This is a genomic window from Alcaligenes sp. SMD-FA, from assembly GCF_025960365.1.
Taxonomy (GTDB): Bacteria; Pseudomonadota; Gammaproteobacteria; order Burkholderiales; family Burkholderiaceae_B; genus Alcaligenes; species Alcaligenes aquatilis.
This window is the reverse complement of sequence record NZ_CP110108.1, coordinates 3,529,098-3,552,439: the sequence shown is the minus strand read 5'-3', so window position 1 is coordinate 3,552,439 and position 23,342 is coordinate 3,529,098. Positions and strand designations below refer to the sequence as shown.

Here is a 23,342-nt window from a genome sequence, read left to right as displayed (position 1 = left end):
TTTGTTGTAGAAGCTTTGACATGCAAATTGATCCCACCCAGTACATCCGTCAAATCATTCGCAATGTGCCGGACTGGCCTAAGCCAGGGGTGACTTTCCGCGATATCACCCCGGTTTTGCAAGACCCGCGTTCCTTTCGGGTGTTGATTGACTTATTTGTCTATCGCTACATGGGACAAAAACTGGATCTGGTGGCGGGTGTGGATGCACGCGGCTTTATCGTGGGTTCGGTTCTGGCCTATGAGCTGAACCTGGGTTTTGTGCCAGTGCGTAAAAAGGGCAAGCTGCCTTTCAATACCGTGGCCGAAGAGTATTCCCTGGAATATGGCAATGCCAGCGTCGAGATGCACACCGACTCCGTGCGCCCTGGTCAGCGTGTCTTGCTGATCGACGACCTGATCGCAACCGGTGGTACTTTGCTGGCTGCGGCTCGTTTGCTGCAGCGCCTAGGTGCCAATGTGGTGGAAGCTGCTGCGATTATTGATCTGCCCGAGTTGGGTGGTTCTCAAGCCGTTAAGGATTCTGGCCTGTCGGTATACACCGTCTGTAGCTTTAACGAATCTGACCGCTAATTACTATTAACCGGCGTGTGCCGGTTTGGTTTTTTAGCCTGAGTCCCTGCCATGCCTTTTGAGCATCGCAGGGGTTTTTCATGTCTGTCTGCTTGATAGGGTACGGGGCTGACATACTGCCAGCCCCGTGCTTTGCTGCGTTATTTAGAAACGGACCTTCATGAACAAGGAGCCTGCGTGGTCTTGATTGCGGCCAAACTGACCCTGGTAGTTCAGACCGAAGGAGGTGCTTTTGCCGGCTTTCAGCTCGGCGCCCAATTCGGCAACAGCAGCATTCTTGGCGATAGGCGCGCCGCTTACGCGGAAGCTGCTGCCGGGCAAAGCCGCAAAGGCCAGTTCACGTTCGGGGGTGGTGTCACCCAGGGCATGACGCCAGCCTAAGCCCGCACTTAAGGAGAGTGTCGTTTTGGACAGATCCAGTTCCGTGGTACCCCTCAGCCCCAGTGTGACCGTGCTCAGGTTCTGACGCTGGGAGTCACCTTGCAATGCTGCCTGACCGCCTGATTCGCTAAAGGAGCCGTGACGCAGTTGGTGCCAATTGACGCTGGCATAAGGCTCTACGCTGGCGCGTGGGCTGACTGGCATGCGGTAACCCAGTTGGGCAAAGGCCTGAATGCTGTGCGCCTTGTAGTCAGCCTTCAGCGTTTCGTATTGATGAACGGAGATGGAGCGTTCGCTGTCCAGGCTGTGGCGTGTGTAAGCACCACCAGCCAGCACATTCAGGCTACCTGAACCTAGCTCCCAAGCCTGCGTCCCGTACAGGGCTGCGCTGTAGCTATTGCTGCGCGAGGTCTGACGGCGATCATCCAGCTTGATGCGGTTTTCCAGATAGCCCAAGGAGGCACCTATACGCCAGCCTTGCTCGCCGATAGCCGTATCCCCGCCTAGGAATAGACCGCCCACTTTGTGGCGTACATCCTGGCTGTTGTCGTCACCGTCCAGATCTCGTTGTTGATGGATCACTTCAGCCCACAGGACGGTCTCTTTGCCGGTTGTATTACGTGCGCTTGAGGCTTGTTTGCCCAAGGTGCGCGGCAGCAGGTCGCCATTGCTGAGCAGCGCCGAGGTGGTGCCGGCATGGATCTGACCTTGTAGCTGCTCCATGTAGCCTGCCACGCTGCCGGATTGTGCATTGAGCACCGTGTCATACAGTTCAGCCATAGCGGCTGGCGGTTGGTCCGAGCCGGTATCCAAGGCATTGGCCACGGCTTTCTGGTTACTTGTATTGGCAAACGCAGCGAACGGCGTGTCATTGCGTTTGATCATCAAGGACAGGCTGGTGCCGTAAAGTAGTGTGGGCGACAGGAAAGCCATGTCATAAGTGATGTGGCTGTATTGACCCGTCACACCATTAGCCGCATCCAGAAAGGAATAGGCCACGTTCTGGCGGAAGGGGCCACCGGCCAGTTTCAGGGTGCCGTCTATATGGGCTGCACCGCCAACCACCAGACGATCGGTCGCACCAGCAGGACCAACTTCCAGTTCATGCACCGAACCGGCATGGGCGGTGTAGTCGCCGTTGACGGTCAGGGTGCCAACTGAGTTGCCTGGAGCCAGGGTGCCGTAGTTATCAACCTTGGAGACCGTACCGGAACCACCCAGCGTTCCCTCACGCTCGACGGTTACGGCAGAGGCCAGCGTGCCATTGACGGCCAGACGACCTCCGCTGACGGTGGTGTCACCGGTATAGCTGTTATTGCCCGTCAGCTCCAAAGAGCCGGAACCGCGCTTGTGCAAGCCTCCGATACCGCTGATGTCATTGGCGAAGGTGGAGTGGTAGCCCAGCGTGTCCACATCGAACAGACGGGTAAATTGTGCGGGGCCTTGCACGGCCTTACCCACGTTCATTAAACCCCAGCCGTACGTGCTGGGGTCGCCCAGAGGGGTTGCGGTGGTCAGCAGGGTTTGTTGCAGATGATAGGCGGTGAAGTAGGGGTAGGCTTCTTTAACTAACGCTGCGGCTCCGGCCACGTGTGGCGATGCCATGGAGGTGCCGCTTTTATAAATATAGCCTCCATCCGAGTTGACGGAGTTAATGCCAGGGGCCCACTCTCCCCCTGGCGCGGTCAAACACCACTCGGCGGAAACACCACATTTATTAGCGTAGACGGCCAAAGAACCATCTTCCCCGACTGCCGTTACGGCCAGCCAGTTGTCTTTCAGTTCGGGAAACCAGTAGGGAGAGCCGGCCAGAAAATCAGGGTGGTCTTGAGACTCATTGCCGGTAGCAAATACCATCAGGGAGCCGGCCTGTACGCTGTTCTTAAAGGACTGGATAATCAGAGGCTGCGTATCTAGAGCGCCTTGAGCTGAGCCGTAGTCCAGTACATGGCAGGGTGGGGCATATGAGTCGCGGCAGTCATTGAGCCCCAGACTGCTATTAATAATAGGCAGCTTGAACTGGGCGAGATAGTTCCAGCCATTAGAGAGCATTCGATCTTGAAAGGCCCTTATATCGTCTGGAGTCGGGGTAGCGTCATCATCACCACCAGCATCATCATCGTCGTTATCGTCCTCAGCATTGATGCCGTAGGCAACAGCAAAAAGCTGGCTATTGAAGGCGACGCCGTGCATGCCTGCTTCGTCGCGTCTCGCACCAATGATTCCGGCAACATGGCTCCCGTGTCCGGCAGGAGGCTGAGTATCGACTCCTTGGCCATTGGCGTAGGGGGTATTGTTGGCAAAGTCAAAGCCCCCAGCAATGGCGCCGGCAAACTCAGGGTGATCTGCCTGAATGCCCGAGTCCAGATAACCGACCGTGACGCCTTTGCCGGTAAAGCCCAGCGAATAGGCTTTGGCTGCATTGATCATGTCCAGGCCGGGTTGACGCTTGTATTCTTTAGTGCGCCATTGTTCCAGTGAGCTCTCAGAATCGGCATGGACGATGCCAGGTAAAGTCAGGCTTAACAAAGCCAACTGCACCAACATAGAGGTGTTGCGTTTCTTGTTCGACATGTCTTATCTACTTGGATTTTCTAAGGAGGGTGGCCACTCGTTGTGAAAACCTGCCGTGGAGGTTCTCAAGGCATCTGTCATTTAACGGCATAGCCGTTTAATCCGGCAGTTATGGGCTGCTGTATTGTCGAGATCGTGTTCTTGTGGGGCCCCTGTCATGCACGCGCATCGCAGGGATTCTTGATGGCGGTCTGTTATGCCTGCCGCGGGATCGGCGGAACGCCAACCCCGCCTCGGGGCCTTAAATCAGAAACGCACCTTCATGAACAGAGAGCCCGCATGATCCTGATTACGACCAAACTGTCCCTGGTAGTTCAGACCGAAGGAGGTGCTTTTGCCGGCTTTCAGCTCGGCGCCCAGCTCGGCGACAGCAGCATTCTTGGCGATAGGCGCGCCGCTTACGCGGAAGCTGCTGCCGGGCAAAGCCGCAAAGGCCAGTTCACGCTCGGGTGTGGTGTCACCCAGGGCATGACGCCAGCCCAAACCGGCGCTCAGGGACAAGGTGGTTTTGGACAGGTCCAGTTCCGTGGTGCCGCGCAGACCCAATGTGACGGTACTCAGGTTCTGGCGTTGCGAGTCGCCACGCAAGGCGGCTTGGCCACCCGATTCACTGAAGGAGCCGTGGCGTAGTTGGTGCCAATTGACGCTGGCATAAGGCTCTACGCTGGCGCGTGGGCTGACTGGCATGCGGTAACCCAGTTGGGCAAAGGCCTGAATGCTGTGCGCCTTGTAGTCAGCCTTCAGCGTTTCGTATTGATGAACGGAGATGGAGCGTTCGCTGTCCAGGCTGTGGCGTGTGTAAGCACCACCAGCCAGCACATTCAGGCTACCTGAACCTAGCTCCCAAGCCTGCGTCCCGTACAGGGCTGCGCTGTAGCTATTGCTGCGCGAGGTCTGACGGCGATCATCCAGCTTGATGCGGTTTTCCAGATAGCCCAAGGAGGCACCTATACGCCAGCCTTGCTCGCCGATAGCCGTATCCCCGCCTAGGAATAGACCGCCCACTTTGTGGCGTACATCCTGGCTGTTGTCGTCACCGTCCAGATCTCGTTGTTGATGGATCACTTCAGCCCACAGGACGGTCTCTTTGCCGGTTGTATTACGTGCGCTTGAGGCTTGTTTGCCCAAGGTGCGCGGCAGCAGGTCGCCATTGCTGAGCAGCGCCGAGGTGGTGCCGGCATGGATCTGACCTTGTAGCTGCTCCATGTAGCCTGCCACGCTGCCGGATTGTGCATTGAGCACCGTGTCATACAGTTCAGCCATAGCGGCTGGCGGTTGGTCCGAGCCGGTATCCAAGGCATTGGCCACGGCTTTCTGGTTACTTGTATTGGCAAACGCAGCGAACGGCGTGTCATTGCGTTTGATCATCAAGGACAGGCTGGGGCCGTAGAGCAGCGTTGGCGACAAGAAGGCCATGTCGTACGTAATGTGGCTGTACTGACCTGTCACCCCATTGGCTGCGTCCATGAAGGAATAGGCCACGTTCTGGCGGAAGGGGCCACCAGCCAGTTTCAGGGTGCCGTCTATATGGGCTGCACCGCCAACCACCAGACGATCGGTCGCACCTGCGGGGCCGACTTCCAGTTCATGCACCGAACCGGCATGGGCGGTATAGTCGCCGCTGACGGTCAGGGTGCCAACTGAGTTGCCTGGAGCCAGGGTGCCGTAGTTATCAACCTTGGAGACCGTACCGGAACCACCCAGCGTTCCCTCACGCTCGACGGTTACGGCAGAGGCCAGCGTGCCATTGACGGCCAGACGACCTCCGCTGACGGTGGTGTCGCCGGTATAGCTGTTGTTACCGCTCAGCTCCAGAGAGCCGTAACCGCGCTTGTGCAACCCTCCGATACCGCTGATGTCATTGGCGAAGGTGGAGTGGTAGCCCAGCGTGTCCACATCGAACAGACGGGTGAATTGTGCGGGGCCTTGCACGGCCTTACCCACGTTCATTAAACCCCAGCCGTAAATGCTGGGGTCGCCCATGTCGGTGGCGGTAGTCAGCAGGGTTTGCTGCAAATGGTAAGCGGTGAAATAAGGGAAAGCCTCCTTCACCAAAGCCGCTCCACCCGCGACATGCGGGGAGGCCATGGAGGTGCCGCTAAAAGCGATATAGCCACCCGAGGAATTGACCGAATTGATTCCGGGCTTGTCGTCACCCCCTGGGGCGGCCAGACACCACTCGGCTGCCACGCCGCATTTGTTCGCATAGGAGGCTAAAGATCCATCCTCACCCAGGGCCGTAACCGCCAGCCAGTTATCTTTTAGTTCAGGAAACCAGTAGGGGGAGCCAGCCAGCAGGTCGGGGTGGTCCTGCGATTCATTGCCGGTGGCAAATACCATCAGGGAGCCTGCATCTACGCTGTTGTGAAAAGCCTCGATAGCCAGCGGCTGCCAATCCAGCACACCTTCGGGTGAGCCATAATCCACGACATTGCACGGAGGTGGGGAACTGACATTATTGCAGCCATTGACTCCCAAGCTGCTGTTGATGATGGGCAACTTGAACTGCGCCAAATAGTTCCAGCCTTGTGAGGCAACGCGATCAAAGGCGGCGGCCGCTTCACGTGGGTCTGGTTCATAAGGATCATTGCCAAGCATGTCGTCGTCCTCATCCGTGCCGTCGTAAGCGACGGAAAAAAGCTGACTGTTGAACGCGACACCATGCATGCCAACGCCGTCACGACGTGCGCCGATAATGCCTGCAACGTGGCTGCCGTGGCCTGACGGAGGGTTGGAGTCGATGCCTTGGCCGTTGGTGTAGGCGGTATTCGTGTTGAAGTCAAAGCCCCCCGCAATAGCGTGAGCAAACTCAGGGTGCTTGGCCTCAATGCCTGAGTCCAGATAGCCGACCGTGACGCCCTTGCCGGTAAAGCCCAGCGAATAGGCTTTGGCGGCATTGACCATGTCCAGGCCAGGCTGACGTTTGTATTCCTTAGTCCGCCATTGTTGCAGCGAGCTATCTGGTTCCGCGTGGGCGGTGCCAGGCAAAACCAGGCTCAATAAGGCCATTTGCACCAGCACATAGGTGCTGCGTCTCTTGTTCGACATCTCTTCCTCTCCAGGGTGTTTTTCTATGCGTGGCGGCAACTCGTTGTGAGGTCGTGTTGTCGGGTCCATGCGTGCTATTTAACGTCGTAGCTGTTGAATCTTATAGCGGTCAAATTTACGTTTTGTCATGTTTAGCGTTTGAAGCATGCGAAAACGTGCGACTGAATCGGCAGAGCCTGCAGGGAGAGTGGCGATTCTTCCTGTGAACAAGGCGTTTAATTGATGATCTGATTTCTGTATCTGAAAACCAGTTGGTGATGACTTTGTTGTAGAGCCCACAACATGTTGGGCGAGGTGTGGGCCTTGCAAGAGGCGAAGGCCCCAGAGTTTGTTGCTGTTTTAAGGTGCTTTTTTGAGGGGCTATGGCTGTAGCCGGGCACTAACGCTTTCAAGGCTTGCTGTGATTTCAGTCCGTGGAATCTCAGGCCACAGGCTCGGCCAGCAAGGCGCGTACCAGTTCAGGTTTCAAGGTCCGTGCCGCTGCAAACCCGGCAATATGGCGCACCCTGACCAGGTCCAGCGCGAAGAAATGGAAGTCCGTGAAACTGCTCAGAAACTCCATATCGGGAAAGCGGGCGGTATAGGCCTGCTTGGCTTGTTCCCAGTCGGGCTGCTCGCGCTCCAGTTTGCGAGCCAGCATCTGAAAGGTGACGCGGGGTAGGTCATGGACGGCATCCTGACCGTGTTCGCTTTGGCTGATCATCAGGCTGGCATCGGGGCGTTGTAGCAAATAACGGGTGTGAGCCGCCATTTCGCTGATGTGGATGATGATGCTGGCTTGTTCGGGGCAGATCGCAAAGGGGACGCGGGAGACTACCGGCAATCCCTGATTGCTGAGTGTGCCCAAAGACGCAGTGCGTTCGCTTTGGAGCAGGGCCTGCAGGCTGATTAGCAATGGATCATCAACAGACATAAAAACACCTATTCTGAAAAAGCTCCCACACTGCGCTGTGGGCTTGATGCGCCCGAGGGTTTTACCTTGGGCGGTCCGGCAGACAAGGCTCTTCGCAGTACCGTCGTCGTGTTGCTCGTTGAAGGGCGAATTTACTGTTGGAATGGCCCAGCCAGGAAAAAATCCCTGATGTTGCGCCTTCGGCTTGCTGCTCTCCAAGAGGGTGCTTTTATCTCGAGAGCGGCCCAGCGAAAAAAATACCCCCATACCACTGACGAAACAGGCCGACATAAAGCCGGCCTGTTCAGGGGGGGGGAGGCGTATGGTTTACACCAGAACGCGCTCAATACCACCATCGTTGGCACGACGTACGTAGTCCGCCATCCAGTTCTCGCCCAGCATGTGCTTGGCCATTTCCACCACGATGTAGTCCGCATCCATCTTGGTTTCGTCCTCGTAACGGGACAAACCTTGCAGGCAGGACGGACAGGAGGTCAGCACTTTGACTTCGCCCTGGAAGCCATCGGCGCGAACAGCATCCTGGTTCTTCTGCAGTTCTTCGTGCTTGCGGAAACGGATTTGTGTGGAGATATCCGGACGCGACACAGCCAGCGTGCCCGACTCACCACAGCAACGGTCTGCCTTGATGGTACTGTCGCCCACCAAGGATTTGACTGTTTTCATGGGGTCTTGCAGCTTCATGGGGCTGTGGCAAGGGTCGTGGTACATGTAGCGCACGCCTTGCACATCTTCCAGTTTCAAGCCTTTTTCCAGCAGGTATTCGTGGATGTCGATCAGGCGGCAACCGGGGAAGATCTTGTCGAATTCGTAGCCCGCCAACTGGTCGTAACAGGTACCACAGCTGACCACCACGGTTTTGATGTCCAGGTAGTTCAGGGTGGTGGCCATGCGGTGGAACAGCACACGGTTGTCGGTGATGATCTTCTCGGCCTTGTCGCTTTGACCGCTGCCGCGCTGCGGGTAGCCACAGCACAGGTAGCCAGGAGGCAGAACCGTCTGTACGCCTACATGCCAGAGCATGGCCTGGGTTGCCAGGCCTACTTGTGAGAACAAACGCTCCGAACCACAGCCGGGGAAGTAGAACACGGCTTCTGAGTCCACCGAGGTGGCTTCAGGATTACGGATGATAGGCACGTAATCCGAGTTCTCGATATCCAGCAATTTACGAGCCGTCTGCTTGGGCAGGCCACCAGGCATCTTGCGGTTGATGAAGTGGATGACCTGTTCACGAATAGGGGCCTTGCCAATGGTGGCAGGCGGGGCGCTGACCTGTTTGCGGGCGGGAGCTGCCAGCAGATTGTGTGCAGCACGCTGGGCTTTGTAACCCACTTCGATCATGGCGGTTCGAGTCGCTTTGATGACGCGTGGATCTTTGGCGTTCAAAAAGAACATGGCCGCTGCCGAGCCCGGATTAAAGGACTTCTTGCCCATGCGTTTTAACAAGGAACGCATTTCCATGGATACATCGCCAAAGTCGATATCCACCGGACAGGGGTTGTAGCACTTGTGGCACAGGGTGCAGTGGTCGCCCACGTCTTCAAACTCTTCCCAATGCTTCAGGCTGATCCCGCGACGCGTTTGCTCTTCGTACAGGAAGGCTTCGATCAGCAAAGAGGTGGCCAGAATCTTGTTGCGGGGCGAGTACAGCAGGTTGGCCCGTGGCACGTGGGTGGCACAGACTGGTTTGCACTTGCCGCAACGCAAGCAGTCCTTGATGGCGTGGGAAATGGAGCCGATTTCGCTGCGCTGCATGATCAGCGATTCGTGGCCCAGCAGGTTGAAGCTGGGCGTCCAGGCGCGGCTCAAATCCGCACCGGGCATCAGCTTGCCGGCGTTGAAGTGGTTGTTCGGGTCCACTTCGCGCTTGTAGTTCTGGAAGGGATCCAGCTCTTCTTGCGTCAGGAACTCGTATTTGGTCAAACCAATACCGTGCTCACCGGAGATCACACCGTCCAGACCACGCGCAATTTGCATGATGCGAGCCACGGTGACATTGGCCTGCTGCAGCATGCCGTAGTCGTCCGAGTTCACGGGGATATTGGTGTGTACGTTACCGTCACCGGCGTGCATGTGCAGAGCCACAAACACACGGCTTTTCAGCACACGGTCGTGAATAGCCTGCAGTTCGGTCAGTACGGCAGCGCAGTCGGCACCAGGGAAAATGTGTTCCAGGTTTTCACGAATCTCGCTCTTCCAGGACGTGCGGATCGTGTGATCCTGCAATAGTTGGAAAATCGAGGTGTTCGGGTCTTCTTGCAAACGCGCGTCGATAGCGGTGCTTTCCAGCGGTACGCCAATCTCGGCCAGCTCAGCTTGCGAGTCCTTCAGCGGCTTGTCCAGATTGTCCTGCAGCCACTGCCAGCGCTGGCGTACAGTGCGTACGATTTGCAGGGCATCGTGACGACGCTCGTTCAGGATCTCTTCGCGTGTGTGCTCGGCGTCGTTGTGGTCTTCGATCTTGCCTACGGGCAGATCGCCTTGCAGGAAATCTTCCAGTTCACGGGTCAAGCGCAGCTTGTTGTCCGTGGACAGCTCAATATTGATGCGTTCGATTTCTTCGGTGTATTCACCCATGCGGCGCAGGGGGATCACCACGTCTTCGTTGATCTTGAAGGCGTTGGTATGGCGGGCAATGGCAGCGGTACGGGCACGGTCGGCCCAGAACTTCTTGCGGGCTTCGGCGCTGACGGCCACAAACCCTTCACCGGAGCGGCCATTGGCCAGACGCACTACCTCGGAGGCAGCGGTGGCCACGGCATCAGGGTCGTCGCCTACGATGTCGCCAATCAAGACCATTTTGGGCAGGCCGTCGCGCTTGCTCTTGGTGGCATAGCCCACGGCACGCAGATAGCGTTCGTCCAGGTGTTCCAGACCGGCCAGAATCGCGCCGATACGCTTGCCTTCACCGTTCAGGTAGTCAATGACTTCCACAATGGAGGGTACGGCCTGTTTGGCCTGGCCGAAAAACTCCATACAGACGGTGCGTGTATGCGCAGGCATGCGGTGCAGTACCCAGCGGGCCTGCGTGATCAGACCATCACAGCCTTCTTTCTGAATACCGGGCAGGCCAGCCAGGAATTTGTCGGTAACGTCTTTCCCCAGACCTTCCTTGCGAAAGCGCCGGCCTTCAATATGCAGGGTTTCGCTGCGCAGCAACTGGGCACCAGGGGCGTAACGGCCATCAAACCATTTGACTTCAAAATGAGCCATTTCCACGTCGTGGATCTTGCCCATATTGTGTTCAAGACGGGTCACTTCCAGCCAGTTGCCCTGGGCATCGACCATGCGCCACCAGGCGAGGTTGTCCAGCGCGGTACCCCATAGAACGGCTTTTTTTCCGCCCGCGTTCATGGCGATGTTGCCACCGACACAGGAGGCGTCGGCCGAGGTCGGGTCCACTGCGAAAACGGCACCAGCCGCTTCGGCGGCATCCGCCACACGGCGTGTTACTACGCCAGCACCGGTCAGGATGGTGGTGACGGGTTCGTTCATGCCAGGTAGCGTGGTTTGTTCGGGCTTGCCAATGGCATCGAGCTTTTCGGTATTGATCACCACCGAGCGCCAGCTAAGTGGAATAGCACCGCCCGTATAACCCGTACCACCCCCACGTGGGATGATGGTCAGCTTCAATTCAATACAGGCACGGACCAGCGCGGCCATCTCGTTTTCGTGGTCTGGGGTGAGCACGACAAAGGGATATTCCACGCGCCAGTCGGTTGCGTCAGTGACGTGCGAGACGCGCGATAGACCATCGAACTTGATGTTGTCCTTGGCGGTCAGGCGCGACAGGGAGCGCACGATTTTCTGGCGTAGCTCGCGAGTATCGGTAAATTCCTGTTCGAATGCGGCCACGGCGCCACGGGCAGCGTGCAACAGCCGCAAAACCTTGGCATCGCGATCGGGTACGGCGCTGTCTCGGCGCTGGTCGATTTCGTTCAAGCGATGATTCAAGGCTTCGATCAGTTGACGTTGGCGCTTGGGATTATCCAGCAGATCGTCCTGCAAATAAGGGTTGCGTTTGACAACCCAGATGTCACCCAGCACTTCAAACAGCATGCGTGCGGAGCGGCCGGTGCGGCGTTCAGAGCGTAGCTCAGACAGCTTTTCCCAGGCTTCCTCACCCAGCAGTCGCAGGATAATTTCCCGGTCCGAGTAAGAGGTGTAGTTGTAGGGGATTTCACGCAGGCGCGGCGTGTCGGTGTTGCGTGCCTGGGCAGCCAGGTGCTTGCTTGCAATGGGGGCGTTCATGGCGATAGTTGGCAAGGCCCGTCAAGGGCGGCTCAGCGAGGAGCAGATAGGCAAAAGACAAGTGTATACGAATCGTAGCCAGGCTGCCCCCTTACTACATGGGCAAGTCAGGGATAAGAGGTGCTTTGCAGCCAGTTTGCAGCAAATTACCAACCCAATTTGGGGAAAATCCACAGCAGACCCGCAGTCATGGTGATGTAGCGCGCCAGTTTTCCCACCGCCATGTAAAACAGGCTGGGCCAAAACGGCAGGCGTAGCCAACCGGCGACGGCACACAGGGGGTCACCTACAACCGGTAGCCAGGACAGGAGCAGAGCGGGCGGGCCCATGCGGGTCAGCCAGCGTTGCCCCAGCTCGTGCCAGCGACCAGCGGCCTTGTTCTTGGGCGTGTTTCCGTCCTCGGTGTTTTGCGGGTGCTTTTCGCGCCAGGCTTCGTACGCTTTTTCGGCAGCCAGGCCAGTGGCATAGCTGATCGCCCCGCCAGCCGTATTGCCTACCGTGGCCACCAGTACCGCAGGCCAAAACATATCCGGGGCCAGGTTGATATAGGCGAACACCGCAGGCTCCGAGCCTAGGGGAAGGAGAGTAGCCGAGACCAGACTGACGATGAAAATGGCACTTAAACCGATTTCGGGCAGAGACAGGGTGGTCAAGAGCCACGAAATAAGATCAGAGATCCAGGCTTGCATAAGTAAAGTGGATGGGTGTTTGAAGAGAGTAATGGACGCCAGTTAGGGCATCTGCCTATGGTATTCTGTTTTTCTTTCCCGGTGAGCAGTCTCAGGCAGGGGCCTGCGACTGGCCTTGGTGGCAAACCGGCTGTTAATTGAAGCCTGAGAAATGTCGAACGATTACCTAAAGCGAATTCTGACCTCGAAAGTGTACGATGTTGCCATCGAAACACCACTTGAACCCGCTCCCCAGGTATCGGCACGAATTAGTAACACGGTACTGCTCAAGCGTGAAGACTATCAGCCTGTTTTTAGCTTCAAGCTGCGCGGTGCCTATAACAAGATGGCCAATCTGTCGGCCGCTGAATTAAAACGGGGTGTACTGGCCGCTTCGGCTGGCAACCACGCACAAGGCGTGGCCATGTCAGCGCGCAAGCTGGGCTGCCGCGCCGTTATTGTGATGCCAACCACCACGCCGCAAGTCAAGATTGACGGTGTGCGCAATCTGGGCGGCGAAGTGGTCCTGGCGGGCGAGAGCTACTCGGACTCCTACCAGCACGCTTTGGAACTGCAAAAGAGCGAAGGCCTGACCTTTGTGCATCCCTTTGATGATCCTGATGTGATCGCCGGGCAGGGCACGGTGGCCATGGAAATCCTGCAACAGCACCCCGGCCCGATTGAAGCGGTCTTTGTCGCGATTGGCGGTGGTGGTCTGGCAGCCGGCGTGGCAACGTACATCAAGGCCCTGCGCCCCGAAATCAAAGTAATTGGCGTGCAGACCGAAGATTCCTGTGCCATGGTGCGCAGTATCAAAGCGGGTCGACGTGTGAATTTGTCGGACGTGGGTTTGTTTTCCGATGGCACTGCTGTCAAGCAAGTGGGGTCGGAAACCTTCCGTCTGGTGCGCCAGTATGTAGATGACTTTGTCATTGTGGATACCGACGCGATTTGCGCGGCTATCAAAGATGTGTTCCAGGACTCGCGTAGCGTGCTGGAACCAGCCGGCGCTCTGGCTTTGGCCGGCGCCAAGCGCTACGCAGCTCAAAACAAGCTCAAGAACAAGACACTGATCGCGGTAACGTCCGGCGCGAACATGAACTTTGATCGTATGCGTATGGTGGCAGACCGTGCGGATGTGGGTCAGGCTCGTGAAGCCTTGTTTGCCTTGACGATTCCCGAGGCCAAAGGTAGTTTTCGTCGCCTTTGTGATGCCCTGGGGACTCGTTCGGTGACTGAGTTCAATTACCGCATGTCCAACATGGAAAAGGCGCACGTCTTTGTGGGGATGTCGATTTCTTCGGAAGCGGAAATTGAAAAGCTGGAGGATCGTTTCGTCAAGAAAGGCTTTGGTACCTTGAATCTGACGGGCAACGAGCTGGCCAAAACCCATGTGCGTCACATGGTGGGTGGAGTGTCCAGCCAGGCTACGAACGAAGTCCTGCTTCGTTTCGAGTTTCCAGAGCGCCCTGGCGCCTTGCGTAAATTCCTGTCCAGCATGAATCAGGACTGGAATATCAGCTTGTTTCACTACCGTAATCAGGGCGATGACTATGGCCGTATCCTGATCGGTATCCAGGTGCCGCCTTCGGACAAGAAAGAGTTCAAGACTTTCCTGGGCAATTTGGGCTATCCGCACTGGGACGAGACGGACAACCCGGCTTACAAGTTGTTTTTGTAAGTCAATGGACGGCGCCCCACCACTATGGCGTCGTGCAGAGTTGTCAGAACAAAAACACCTCGCTTGTTAAGGCGAGGTGTTTTTTATTTGAAATCTGAGCGTGATGATTGCAGGTGCAGCGGCGTATTGCCTGATAACAAGGGGGGATTAGCTGGCAGCCCATCGCCACGCTTAACAGAGGTGCTTGTGCCAGGTTGCGCTGTTGGTTTGTGGCCTGAGGGCCGCTTGGAAGCAGGCGTAGTTCAGCCCTAGACACGCAGTCTACGCTTGTTGTGTCAAACCTGTGCTACACACTGCTCTAAGGCTTGCCGCAACGGTTCCAGGCTGTCATTTAGCCGTGTAAAGGCTTGTTCCTGACGAGCGGACAGCGCATGAGCCTGCTCTGGGCTCACCACTTCAAAGCCCAGATTCTGCCCAGGCAGGCGCTGTGCAATTTGAGCTAGATCCACGCTGGCAACCTGTCCGATTCGTGGATAGCCCCCGGTAGTTTGCCGGTCGGCCATCAGCACAATGGGCTGGCCGTCGTTGGGGACTTGAATCGTTCCAAAGCAGGTGGGGGCGGAGAGCAGCTCTTTAGCCGTTTTACGCTGTAATGGCTGACCTTCCAGGCGATAGCCCATGCGTTCCGAGGCGGGGCTGATACGGTAGCTTTGGCTTTGAAACAGTTCCAGTGACTCGTCAGTGAACAAATCGGCTTGATCCAACATGACACGCAGGCGTTCTCGCGGGGCCAAGGCCAGTGCAGCAGGCATGTAAATCCGTAGCTCATCCAGTACGGCTTGCAGCTTGTTCAGTGTCGCTTCCTGATTGGGCAGGGGCCGAGCCAGTTGAATCTGATCGCCCTTTTTCAAGGCGCGACCTTCAAAACCACCCAGACCAACGCGCATATGGGTGCTTTGGCTACCCAGCAAGGATTCGACTTGAAAACCGCCGTAGACAGACAGGTAGCTGCGGGCACCTTGGCCGGGTTTGACGGACTGCATGGTCAGTGTCTGTCCGGCGCGCGCCAGAGTAGGGCGCAGCACTGCCACGGGCTGACCGTCCAGGCTGGCATTCATCTCCGCGCCGGTCAGGACAAACAGGGCGGGTGCGTCAAACCGCAGGCTTGGGCCCTGTACGGTAATTTCCAGGCTGGCCAGGTCTTGTGCAACGGTATTGCCTGCCAGCAAATGGGCGAGCCGGTGTGCGCGTTCATCCATGGCACCGCTGGGTGAAACCCCCAGGTGTTGGTGCCCATACCGACCTCGGTCTTGCAGGCTGCTCATCATGCCTGGCTTGAGGATATGTACCGTCATGCAGGTGTCCAGTGATCAAACTGTTCGTGAGGCAGGGGCACAAAGCGCACTTGGTCACCGGGGGCGAGCAGGGCAGCGGGGGAGCGCCGGGCGTCGAACAGGCTAACTGGCGAGCGGCCAATCAAATGCCAGCCGCCAGGAGATTCGTTGGGGTAAATAATGGTTTGCTGGTTGGCAATGGCTACCGAGCCTTTGGGCAGTACGGTGCGGGGGGTGGCACGGCGCGGCACATTCAGTTGTTCGGGCAAGATGCCCACATAGGGGGCACCGGGCGCAAAGCCCACCATAAATACCAGTTGTACTTGACTGCTGTGCAGTTCAATGACTTGTTCCTGGCTCAGTCTCAACTGCTCGGCAATGGCGGGCAGGTCGGGGCCGAAGGGGCCGCCGTAACAGACGGGAATATCCACCAGGGCACCGGGGGCAGCCTGATCCTGGCTGGCATCCAGCTCGGCCAGTGCCTGGTGAACATAGTCGTGCAAACGGGCGAGCTGGTCGCTGCTGCCATCCGGATAAAAGTGGATGGCAACCGCAGTAAAGCTGGGGACCAGATCACGGACACAGGCGGGCGCGTGGTCGCGCAGCAAGCGTGCGGCGCGGGTGCAGCGCAAACCGGTCTCCAAAGAAAGCTCACCGCTGAATTGCACGAGCAAACAGCGGTCGCCTTGTTCGGTAAGTAGCCAGGTTTTGTGCATCTTTATTTGGCGAAAAGGGAGTCCAGGCTGTTGAAGGCTTTGAATTCCAGGGCGTTGCCCGATGGGTCCATGAAAAACATGGTAGCTTGCTCGCCAGGCTCGCCCTTGAAACGGATATAGGGTTCGATCACAAATTGGGTGCCAGCGGCAACCAGCTTGTCAGCCAGGGTTTGCCAGGTGGGCATATCCAGCACGACACCAAAGTGACGCACGGGCACGTTGTGAGCGTCTACCGCACTGGTGGCATTGCTGCCGCATTCTGAAGGAGCCAGATGAGCCACAATCTGGTGGCCGTAGAAATTGAAGTCGATCCACTGATCAGAGGATCGGCCTTCGGGACAGCCTAATGTCTGGCCATAGAACTGGCGTGCAACGGCCAGATCATGGACCGGAAAAGCAAGGTGGAAAGGGCGCAGCTCATGGGTATTGGACATGCTTGGCTCCTGTGCGGCATAAATCCGCCAACGTGGTCTTCAGAGCCGTTTATTGTAGGACCAATATGGCCCCACATGTTCTAGCAGTCCTGCAGTCGAACCCGACTCTTGGGGAAACGCAACATAAACACGCTGCCTACTCCCAGACGGCTTTGAATTTGCAGTTCGGCATTATGTCGCACGATGATGTGTTTGGTAATGGCCAGGCCCAGGCCCGTGCCGCCTGTGGAGCGCGAACGGCCCTTGTCCACGCGGTAAAAGCGCTCGGTCAGGCGGGGAATGTCCTGGGCAGCAATGCCGATACCCGTGTCCTGGACGGAATAACAGGCCTCGCCGCTGTCATTCAAATACCAGCGCACAGTGATGGTGCCGTCCTTGGGGGTATAGCGCACTGCATTGGTAATCAGGTTGGAGACGGCCGAGCTTAATTCGGTTTCCATGCCCTGAATGGCAATACGCGGATCAATGTCCGTGACAAAGCTGTGTTGTCCGCCGGAGATGGCCTCGCCTTGTTTCAGCGCGCTTTCAATCAATTGGCTGACCTGCACGGTTTCCCCTTCCACCGTGGGCGAGGATTCCAGTGTCGACAAGGTTAACAAGTCGGACACAATCGACTGCATGTGACGGGTCTGCTCCAGCATCATTTGCTCGTAACGCTGACGCTGCTCCAACGGCAGGCTCTCGGCCGGCATGTCCTGCAAGGTTTCCAGAAACCCCAGCAGGACCGTCAAGGGGGTACGCAGCTCATGGGAGACATTGGCCACAAAGTCTTTGCGGGTGGTCTCCAGCATTTCAACCTGGGTGACATCGCGGGTCACGATCAGGAACTGGCCCAGGCCATAGGGTGTCAATTGCAGTAGCAAGGAGCGTTCGCGTCCGTCTTTGCTCAGGTGCAGCAACAATGGGCCGTCCCATTGGGGTTGGCGGGCGTAACGGGAAAACTCGGGTTCGCGCAAGATATTGAAGATGCTGTGATGACGGTCCGTGGCCAGATTCAGGCCGATGTGCTCACAGGCGGTCTGATTGCACCACTGCAGCTCCATTTCCCCGTTCAGGGTGATGGCACCGTCGGGCAGGGCCTCGGCGGCCATCATGATGCCATCCACGTAGCGATTCAGCTCCTGAATTTCTTGCCGGTCACGGCGCAACTGGCGATAGATGGGGGCCAGAATGGCGTCCCAGGGGCCAATGGCGGGAGGAGGGGGATCACTCAGGTTACGGGTCCAGCGCTCAACGCGGGACAACTGCAAGGTGCTGATGAAAATCAGCATTAACAGGCCGCCGCAAAACAAGGCCAGACCGATGAATGGCCCGAGCCACCAGCCGATCAGGCTGCCCAACAGGGCCCAGATAACAATAGACGTAAATATGCTGAACATGGGATCAGGCGCTTGGGGCCTTTTCCAGAGGAGAAAGGGCAAAACGATAGCCCGAGCCACGGATCGTTTCAATATGTTTGTCGTGTCCGCTAGGCTCCAGCGCCTTGCGCAAGCGACGGATATGGACGTCTACTGTGCGCTCTTCCACAAACACGTGGTCGCCCCAGACCTGATCCAGCAGTTGGGAGCGGGTGAAGACACGTTCGGTGTGCGTCATGAAGAAATGCAGCAGGCGAAACTCGGTAGGCCCAATGGTCAGTGCCATACCCTGGCTGGACAAGCGGTGCGTGCTGGGGTCCAACTGCAGGTCGCCAATGGAGATTACGTCATCGGTTAGCTGAGGTGCGCGGCGGCGCAACACAGCCTTGATGCGGGCAATCAGTTCTTTGGGCGAAAAGGGCTTGGTGATGTAATCGTCCGCGCCGGCTTCCAGACCATCGACCTTGTCCTGCTCCGAGCCTTTTGCCGTCAGCATGATGACTGGGATATGACGGGTACGTTCGTCCGAGCGCAGTTTGCGGGCCAGGTTAATGCCTGAGGAGCCGGGTAGCATCCAGTCCACCAGAATCAAATCAGGCAGCTCGGCGCGAATGAGGATCTGGGCTTGTTCGGCATCGAAGGCGCGCAGCACTTTATGGCCGGCAAAGGACAGATTGACAGAGATCAGCTCCTGGATTGCAGGCTCATCTTCCACGACTAATATGCTTGTACTCATTGTTAGCTTCAGGCTGGTCCGATAAAAATAAAAGATGGTCAGGCAGGCTGTTTGTATTGCACTTGAGCGACTGGTAGTCAGGCGACTCAAGAGAAACACAGGGGGCGCTTCAATCCCTGACTGCACGTAATAACGCCATCATATGGCGTTAATGTTTCAGGTTTGTGAATGTGTAAAAAAGGGCAGCGCTCAGCGAGCTGGATTTTCGTTTCTGTACCGGGAAATCTGCGTTACGATTATGCCATTATGGAAAAACAGCGTCCTCAACACCCTACCGCCCAGCACGCCGATACGCACTTTGGCTTTCAAACCGTCGCTGAAAGTGAAAAAGCGGGCAAAGTTGCCCAAGTCTTTCATTCGGTGGCTAATAATTACGACATTATGAACGATCTGATGTCGGGCGGCCTGCACCGTATCTGGAAAGCCTTCACTATCGGTCGAGCGGCTGTACGCCCCGGCATGAAAGTGCTGGATATCGCGGCGGGAACGGGCGATTTGACCAAGACCTTTGCGCGCCAGGCAGGTGCCGACGGCGAGGTTTGGCATACCGATATCAATAGCTCCATGCTGCGCGTGGGGCGTGACCGTTTGCAGGACAAGGGCATCATCACACCTGTTGCGGTCTGTGATGCCGAGCACCTGCCTTTTCCTGACGGTTATTTTGATCGCGTCTCGGTGGCCTTTGGTTTACGTAATATGACGCATAAAGATCGCGCACTGGCTGAAATGAAGCGGGTGTTGCGTCCAGGCGGCAAATTGCTGGTGCTGGAGTTTTCCCGTGTGGCCAAGCCCTTGCAGGCCCCGTATGACTGGTATTCCTTCAATATCCTGCCTCGCATTGGCAAATTCGTCGCCAAGGACGAGGAAAGCTATCGCTATCTGGCTGAATCCATTCGCATGCATCCCGATCAGGACACTCTGGCTGACATGATGCGCGAAGTGGGGTTAGAGCGTGTGCAATATTTCAATCTGACAGCCGGTGTCGCTGCGCTGCATGAAGGCATCCGCCTGGATTGAGGCCGGGCCTACCCTCTCTCTCTATATATAGCGGCACCTTTGGGTGCCGTTCGTTTTTTGGCTTGTCATTTACGGTAAAAAAAACATGGTGCATGAGAACTTGTCATGTTAATGTTCAGCTTATCGTAAGTTTTCTTGAATATTCGACTGGGATGGCTTGGCCGCGGGCTTTAAAGCCCTGTGTCTTAAACGCGTGTTCTGGTCAGGAGTTTGTGACTATGTCTGGACGGCTTTCTCGTTACTTCATGGCTGCTGTACTGGCCTTTAGCACCGGCGCTTTGCTGACCGTTTCTTATGATGCGGAAGCACGTCGCATGGGTGGTGGATCCAGCTTTGGCCGCCAATCCTCCAATATCACCAGCAATCGCTCGGCAGCGACGCCTCCTGCTGCAGCGAATAATGCCACTCGTTCGGCTGCTCCTGCCGCTGGCGCTGCTGCTGCCGGTACGGCCGCAGCGGGTACCGCTGCCAAGTCGGGCATGTCCCGCTTCCTGGGCCCGATCGCCGGTATCGCTGCAGGTCTGGGTATTGCTGCCTTGCTGTCCAGCATGGGTCTGGGCGGCGCTTTCCTGGAAATGATGTCCAGCCTCTTGCTGATTGGTCTGGTTATCTTCGCTGTTCTGTTCATTGTGCGTCGTTTCCGTGGCTCGGCTGCTCGCCCTGCCATGCAACAGGCCGGTGGCCAGTCCATGATGCGTAATGCCGATCCGGCACCGAGCCCCTGGCAACAACCACAGGCTGCGCCAGCACCTGCGCCTGCTGCCGCTCCTGCTGCTCAGCCCGCTGCTGCCGCCGCTGTTCCCGCACCTCCAGTAGACGAAAGCTGGTTCATTCCCGGTGATTTCGACACACCGACCTTCCTGGCCAATGCCAAGACGCAGTTCGTGGAAATCCAGAAACTGTGGGACAAAGGCGATGTGGAACAACTGCGTGCCTTCCTGACCGACGATTTGCTCAAAGAAGCCTCTCCTCAGATTGCTCAGCGCCAGGGCGAGAACGTGACCCAAGTGGTTCTGCTCAATGCCGAGCTGCTGGGCATCGAGAAAGTGGCCGACGGCCATCTGGCCAGCGTGCGCTACTCCGGTATGTTGCGCGAAGAGGCGGGTGCCGAAGCCTTCCGCTTTGAGGAAGTCTGGAATCTGTTCAAGGCCGATGGCGCAGGCTGGCTGTTGGCTGGTATTCAGCAGATCCCGGTTGACCCCAACGCTTGATCTTTGTCTATACAAACAGCCGCCTTCTAATCCAGGCGGCTGTTCTGTTATGAGCGCTCTCGCTTCTCTGTGATTCCCTTTGCCCGTGTTCCTGTCGTCCTGTACATCCGGCCGTGTCTGTGTCGGGTTAAACTGGCTGTTTTAATTGGACTGGTTTACTCGCTGCGGCAGTAGACTTGCATGGACATGCTTGGTATCCCTTCATTCCTAGAACCTGGCGCCGTGGGCGTGCGTTTGCTTAACGCCTTGCTTGATCGCGAGGATTGGGCGCGTGAGCGTTTGCGCAGCTATGCAGGTAAAACCGTCTCGCTGATTGTGGGCCGTTTGCAACTGGTCTACACCATCAGTTCTCAGGGAAAGCTGGAGCAGGGCCATCCTGCCGTGGTGCCCGATGTCACGCTGACTCTTCCTCAGAACAAGCTGCCCGAATTGCCTCAAATCCTGCAAGACGGCGATTTCAGCCGAGTGACGCAGTTAATGCATGTGCAAGGTGAAGCCGGTCTGGCCAATCTGGTGTCGGACCTGGCCGCTAATCTGCGTTGGGATGCCGAGCACGATCTGGCCCAAATTGTTGGTGATGTCATGGCAGTGCGTCTGTTTAGCGGTGCGCGCCGGGCGTTTACCGGCTTGCGGGATCTGGGCCAGCGTCTGGCCGGCAATGCCAGCGAATACCTGACTGAAGAAAGTGGCTTGCTGGTGACGCGTCCCGAGCTTGACCGGCTGCGCGAGCAATCAGCCGTTTTGACTCAGCGCCTGGACAAATTGGACCAGCGTTTGAATCGTCTTGATACGCGTCGGCGGGAGTCCTGAGCATGTTCTCCTTGTGCCGTTTGCTGACCATTTTGCTGGTTGTATTCCGTTATCGCCTGGACGAGCTGGTGCTGTCGAGTATCCGCCATCCCTGGGCTTACCGGTTGTTGCGCGTTGTGCGCCTGGGTCGCAAACCCAAGCTGCCGCGCGGTGTGCGCTTGCGTTTGGCCCTGGAAAGCTTGGGGCCTATCTTCGTCAAGTTCGGTCAGGTGCTCTCTACCCGCCGGGATCTGATTCCGCTGGATATCGCCGAGCAACTGGCTTTGTTGCAAGATCGTGTGCCTCCCTTTCCCTCCGAGGTGGCCGAGGCCACGATTCTGAAGGCCTTGGGTGCGTCGCCTTATGAGCTGTTCAAGAAGTTTGATCGTGAGCCCATCGCCTCGGCGTCGATTGCTCAGGTTCACTTTGCCGAGCTGCACGATGGCCGCGAAGTGGCCGTCAAGGTATTGCGTCCTGGTATGCGCGAGGTCATCCACAAAGATCTGCGCTTGATGCGTGTGCTGGCCGGGTTTATGGAACGCCTGGGCCCTGATGCCCGTCGCCTGAAACCGCGTGAGGTGGTGGCCGAGTTCGACAAGTACTTGAATGACGAGCTGGATCTGATCCGTGAAGCCTCCAATTGCAGTCAGTTGCGCCGCAATTTCACCAAAGATGTAGAGCGGACTGAGTTGCTGATCGTGCCCGAAGTGCATTGGGATTATTGCGCCTCGACTGTGTTCACCATGGACCGTATGAAGGGCATCCCGGTCAACCAGATTGACCGCTTGCGCGCCGCCAATGTGGACTTGAAAGACCTGGCTCGTAAAGGGGTGGAGATTTTCTTCACCCAGGTGTTTACCGACGGTTTTTTCCATGCCGACATGCACCCAGGTAATATTTACGTCTCGGACGCACCGGAATCGTTGGGCCGTTACATTGCCCTGGACTTTGGCATCGTGGGTTCGCTGTCCGAGTTCGACAAGAACTATCTGGCGCAAAACTTTTTGGCTTTCTTCCGGCGCGATTATCGTCGGGTCGCTCAATTGCATATCGAGTCCGGCTGGGTGCCACCTGAAACTCGCGAGGAGGAGCTGGAAGGTTCGGTGCGCGCGGTATGTGAGCCGTATTTTGACCGGCCCTTGTCCGAGATCTCCTTGGGGCAAGTGCTTTTACGCTTGTTCCAGACGTCGCGCCGGTTCAATGTAGAAATTCAGCCGCAGCTGGTGCTGCTGCAGAAAACCCTTCTGAATGTGGAAGGGATGGGGCGGGACCTGGATCCGGAACTGGATCTGTGGGATACCGCCAAACCGTATCTGGAAAAGTGGATGTACCAGCGTATTGGTCCATCGGGCTTTTACTCGCGTTTGAAACAGGAAGCCGGGCAGTGGGCCCAGATCATGCCGCAGCTTCCGCGTCTGGTTTATTCCAGCTTGAATAGACCGGAGACAGGGCAGGCGTTGAACCAGGAACTTAAGCTGTTGCGCCAGTCGCAGCAGCAGACCAACCGATTGCTGACGGCCTTGTGTGCGGTATTGGCGCTTGCGGTCGGTGTGGCCATCTGGGCTTTGGTGGGGCGATAAGTGTGATCTCTCCGCAACGCGTCAGTTTTTTTGTGGCTGACATATTTCTGATAACTGCAGGTTCTACGATAGACGCAGGTCCGCCAGCTGATTGTTAAGCTGGCGCTTTCCGGCGCCTTCCGGACGGTAAATGGCCGCCCTC

General features: G+C 57.1%; 16 protein-coding genes. 6 read left to right on the top strand and 10 right to left on the bottom strand.

Features of this window, described 5'->3' with window-relative positions:
• Positions 1-20 precede the first annotated feature (20 nt).
• A complete protein-coding gene (locus tag OKX01_RS16365; RefSeq protein WP_094197849.1) occupies positions 21-572 on the top strand; it encodes an adenine phosphoribosyltransferase in 552 nt (183 codons plus the stop codon).
• 144 nt (positions 573-716) lie between these two features.
• On the opposite strand, the gene OKX01_RS16360 is transcribed toward OKX01_RS16365, so the two are convergent.
• The 5 genes from OKX01_RS16360 to OKX01_RS16340 form a co-directional block, all read right to left on the bottom strand.
• Positions 717-3,527, bottom strand: a complete 2,811-nt coding sequence (locus OKX01_RS16360) for an autotransporter domain-containing protein (protein WP_264672077.1) — start codon at positions 3,525-3,527, stop codon at positions 717-719.
• Positions 3,528-3,773: 246 nt separating this feature from the next.
• Positions 3,774-6,575 carry an autotransporter domain-containing protein gene (locus tag OKX01_RS16355; protein WP_264672076.1) on the bottom strand — a complete coding sequence of 934 codons (2,802 nt, stop codon included), beginning with the start codon at positions 6,573-6,575 and terminating at the stop codon, positions 3,774-3,776.
• A gap of 421 nt (positions 6,576-6,996) precedes the next feature.
• On the bottom strand, positions 6,997-7,488 hold the full coding sequence (locus OKX01_RS16350; RefSeq protein ID WP_230019310.1) for a HugZ family protein: 492 nt from the start codon (positions 7,486-7,488) through the stop codon (positions 6,997-6,999).
• A gap of 306 nt (positions 7,489-7,794) precedes the next feature.
• Positions 7,795-11,736, bottom strand: a complete 3,942-nt coding sequence (locus OKX01_RS16345; protein WP_094197843.1) for a DUF3683 domain-containing protein — start codon at positions 11,734-11,736, stop codon at positions 7,795-7,797.
• Positions 11,737-11,882: 146 nt separating this feature from the next.
• The gene (locus tag OKX01_RS16340; protein WP_094197842.1) at positions 11,883-12,425 is read right to left on the bottom strand and encodes a YqaA family protein; all 543 of its coding nucleotides are present in this window, start codon (positions 12,423-12,425) and stop codon (positions 11,883-11,885) included.
• Positions 12,426-12,576: 151 nt separating this feature from the next.
• Here OKX01_RS16340 and ilvA point away from each other — a divergent pair, with 151 nt between their 5' ends.
• On the top strand, positions 12,577-14,085 hold the full coding sequence (gene ilvA / locus OKX01_RS16335; RefSeq protein ID WP_094197841.1) for a threonine ammonia-lyase, biosynthetic: 1,509 nt from the start codon (positions 12,577-12,579) through the stop codon (positions 14,083-14,085).
• Positions 14,086-14,360: 275 nt separating this feature from the next.
• Here ilvA and OKX01_RS16330 read toward each other — a convergent pair whose 3' ends face one another.
• The 5 genes from OKX01_RS16330 to phoB form a co-directional block, all read right to left on the bottom strand.
• A complete protein-coding gene (locus tag OKX01_RS16330) occupies positions 14,361-15,380 on the bottom strand; it encodes a biotin-dependent carboxyltransferase family protein (RefSeq protein ID WP_094197840.1) in 1,020 nt (339 codons plus the stop codon).
• Positions 15,377-16,075, bottom strand: a complete 699-nt coding sequence (gene pxpB / locus OKX01_RS16325; RefSeq protein ID WP_094197839.1) for a 5-oxoprolinase subunit PxpB — start codon at positions 16,073-16,075, stop codon at positions 15,377-15,379. The genes OKX01_RS16330 and pxpB overlap by 4 nt, the downstream gene beginning before the upstream one ends.
• 2 nt (positions 16,076-16,077) lie before the next feature.
• Entirely contained in the window at positions 16,078-16,509 is a 432-nt protein-coding gene (locus OKX01_RS16320; protein ID WP_094197838.1) for a VOC family protein, read from the bottom strand.
• An 80-nt stretch (positions 16,510-16,589) separates the two neighbouring features.
• Positions 16,590-17,888, bottom strand: a complete 1,299-nt coding sequence (phoR, locus tag OKX01_RS16315; protein WP_125277788.1) for a phosphate regulon sensor histidine kinase PhoR — start codon at positions 17,886-17,888, stop codon at positions 16,590-16,592.
• A gap of 4 nt (positions 17,889-17,892) precedes the next feature.
• On the bottom strand, positions 17,893-18,603 hold the full coding sequence (gene phoB / locus OKX01_RS16310) for a phosphate regulon transcriptional regulator PhoB (RefSeq protein ID WP_094197836.1): 711 nt from the start codon (positions 18,601-18,603) through the stop codon (positions 17,893-17,895).
• A 246-nt stretch (positions 18,604-18,849) separates the two neighbouring features.
• On the opposite strand from phoB, the gene ubiE reads away from it, so the two are divergent.
• The 4 genes from ubiE (at position 18,850) to ubiB (ending at position 23,200) form a co-directional block, all read left to right on the top strand.
• Positions 18,850-19,620, top strand: a complete 771-nt coding sequence (gene ubiE, locus OKX01_RS16305) for a bifunctional demethylmenaquinone methyltransferase/2-methoxy-6-polyprenyl-1,4-benzoquinol methylase UbiE (protein ID WP_108728794.1) — start codon at positions 18,850-18,852, stop codon at positions 19,618-19,620.
• A 218-nt stretch (positions 19,621-19,838) separates the two neighbouring features.
• Positions 19,839-20,831 carry a Tim44 domain-containing protein gene (locus OKX01_RS16300; RefSeq protein WP_094197835.1) on the top strand — a complete coding sequence of 331 codons (993 nt, stop codon included), beginning with the start codon at positions 19,839-19,841 and terminating at the stop codon, positions 20,829-20,831.
• A 180-nt stretch (positions 20,832-21,011) separates the two neighbouring features.
• The gene (locus OKX01_RS16295; protein WP_094197834.1) at positions 21,012-21,641 is read left to right on the top strand and encodes an SCP2 domain-containing protein; all 630 of its coding nucleotides are present in this window, start codon (positions 21,012-21,014) and stop codon (positions 21,639-21,641) included.
• A gap of 2 nt (positions 21,642-21,643) precedes the next feature.
• Positions 21,644-23,200: a ubiquinone biosynthesis regulatory protein kinase UbiB gene (gene ubiB / locus OKX01_RS16290; RefSeq protein ID WP_094197833.1), complete on the top strand. Its 1,557-nt coding sequence runs from the start codon at positions 21,644-21,646 to the stop codon at positions 23,198-23,200.
• The last annotated feature ends 142 nt before the right edge of the window (positions 23,201-23,342 follow it).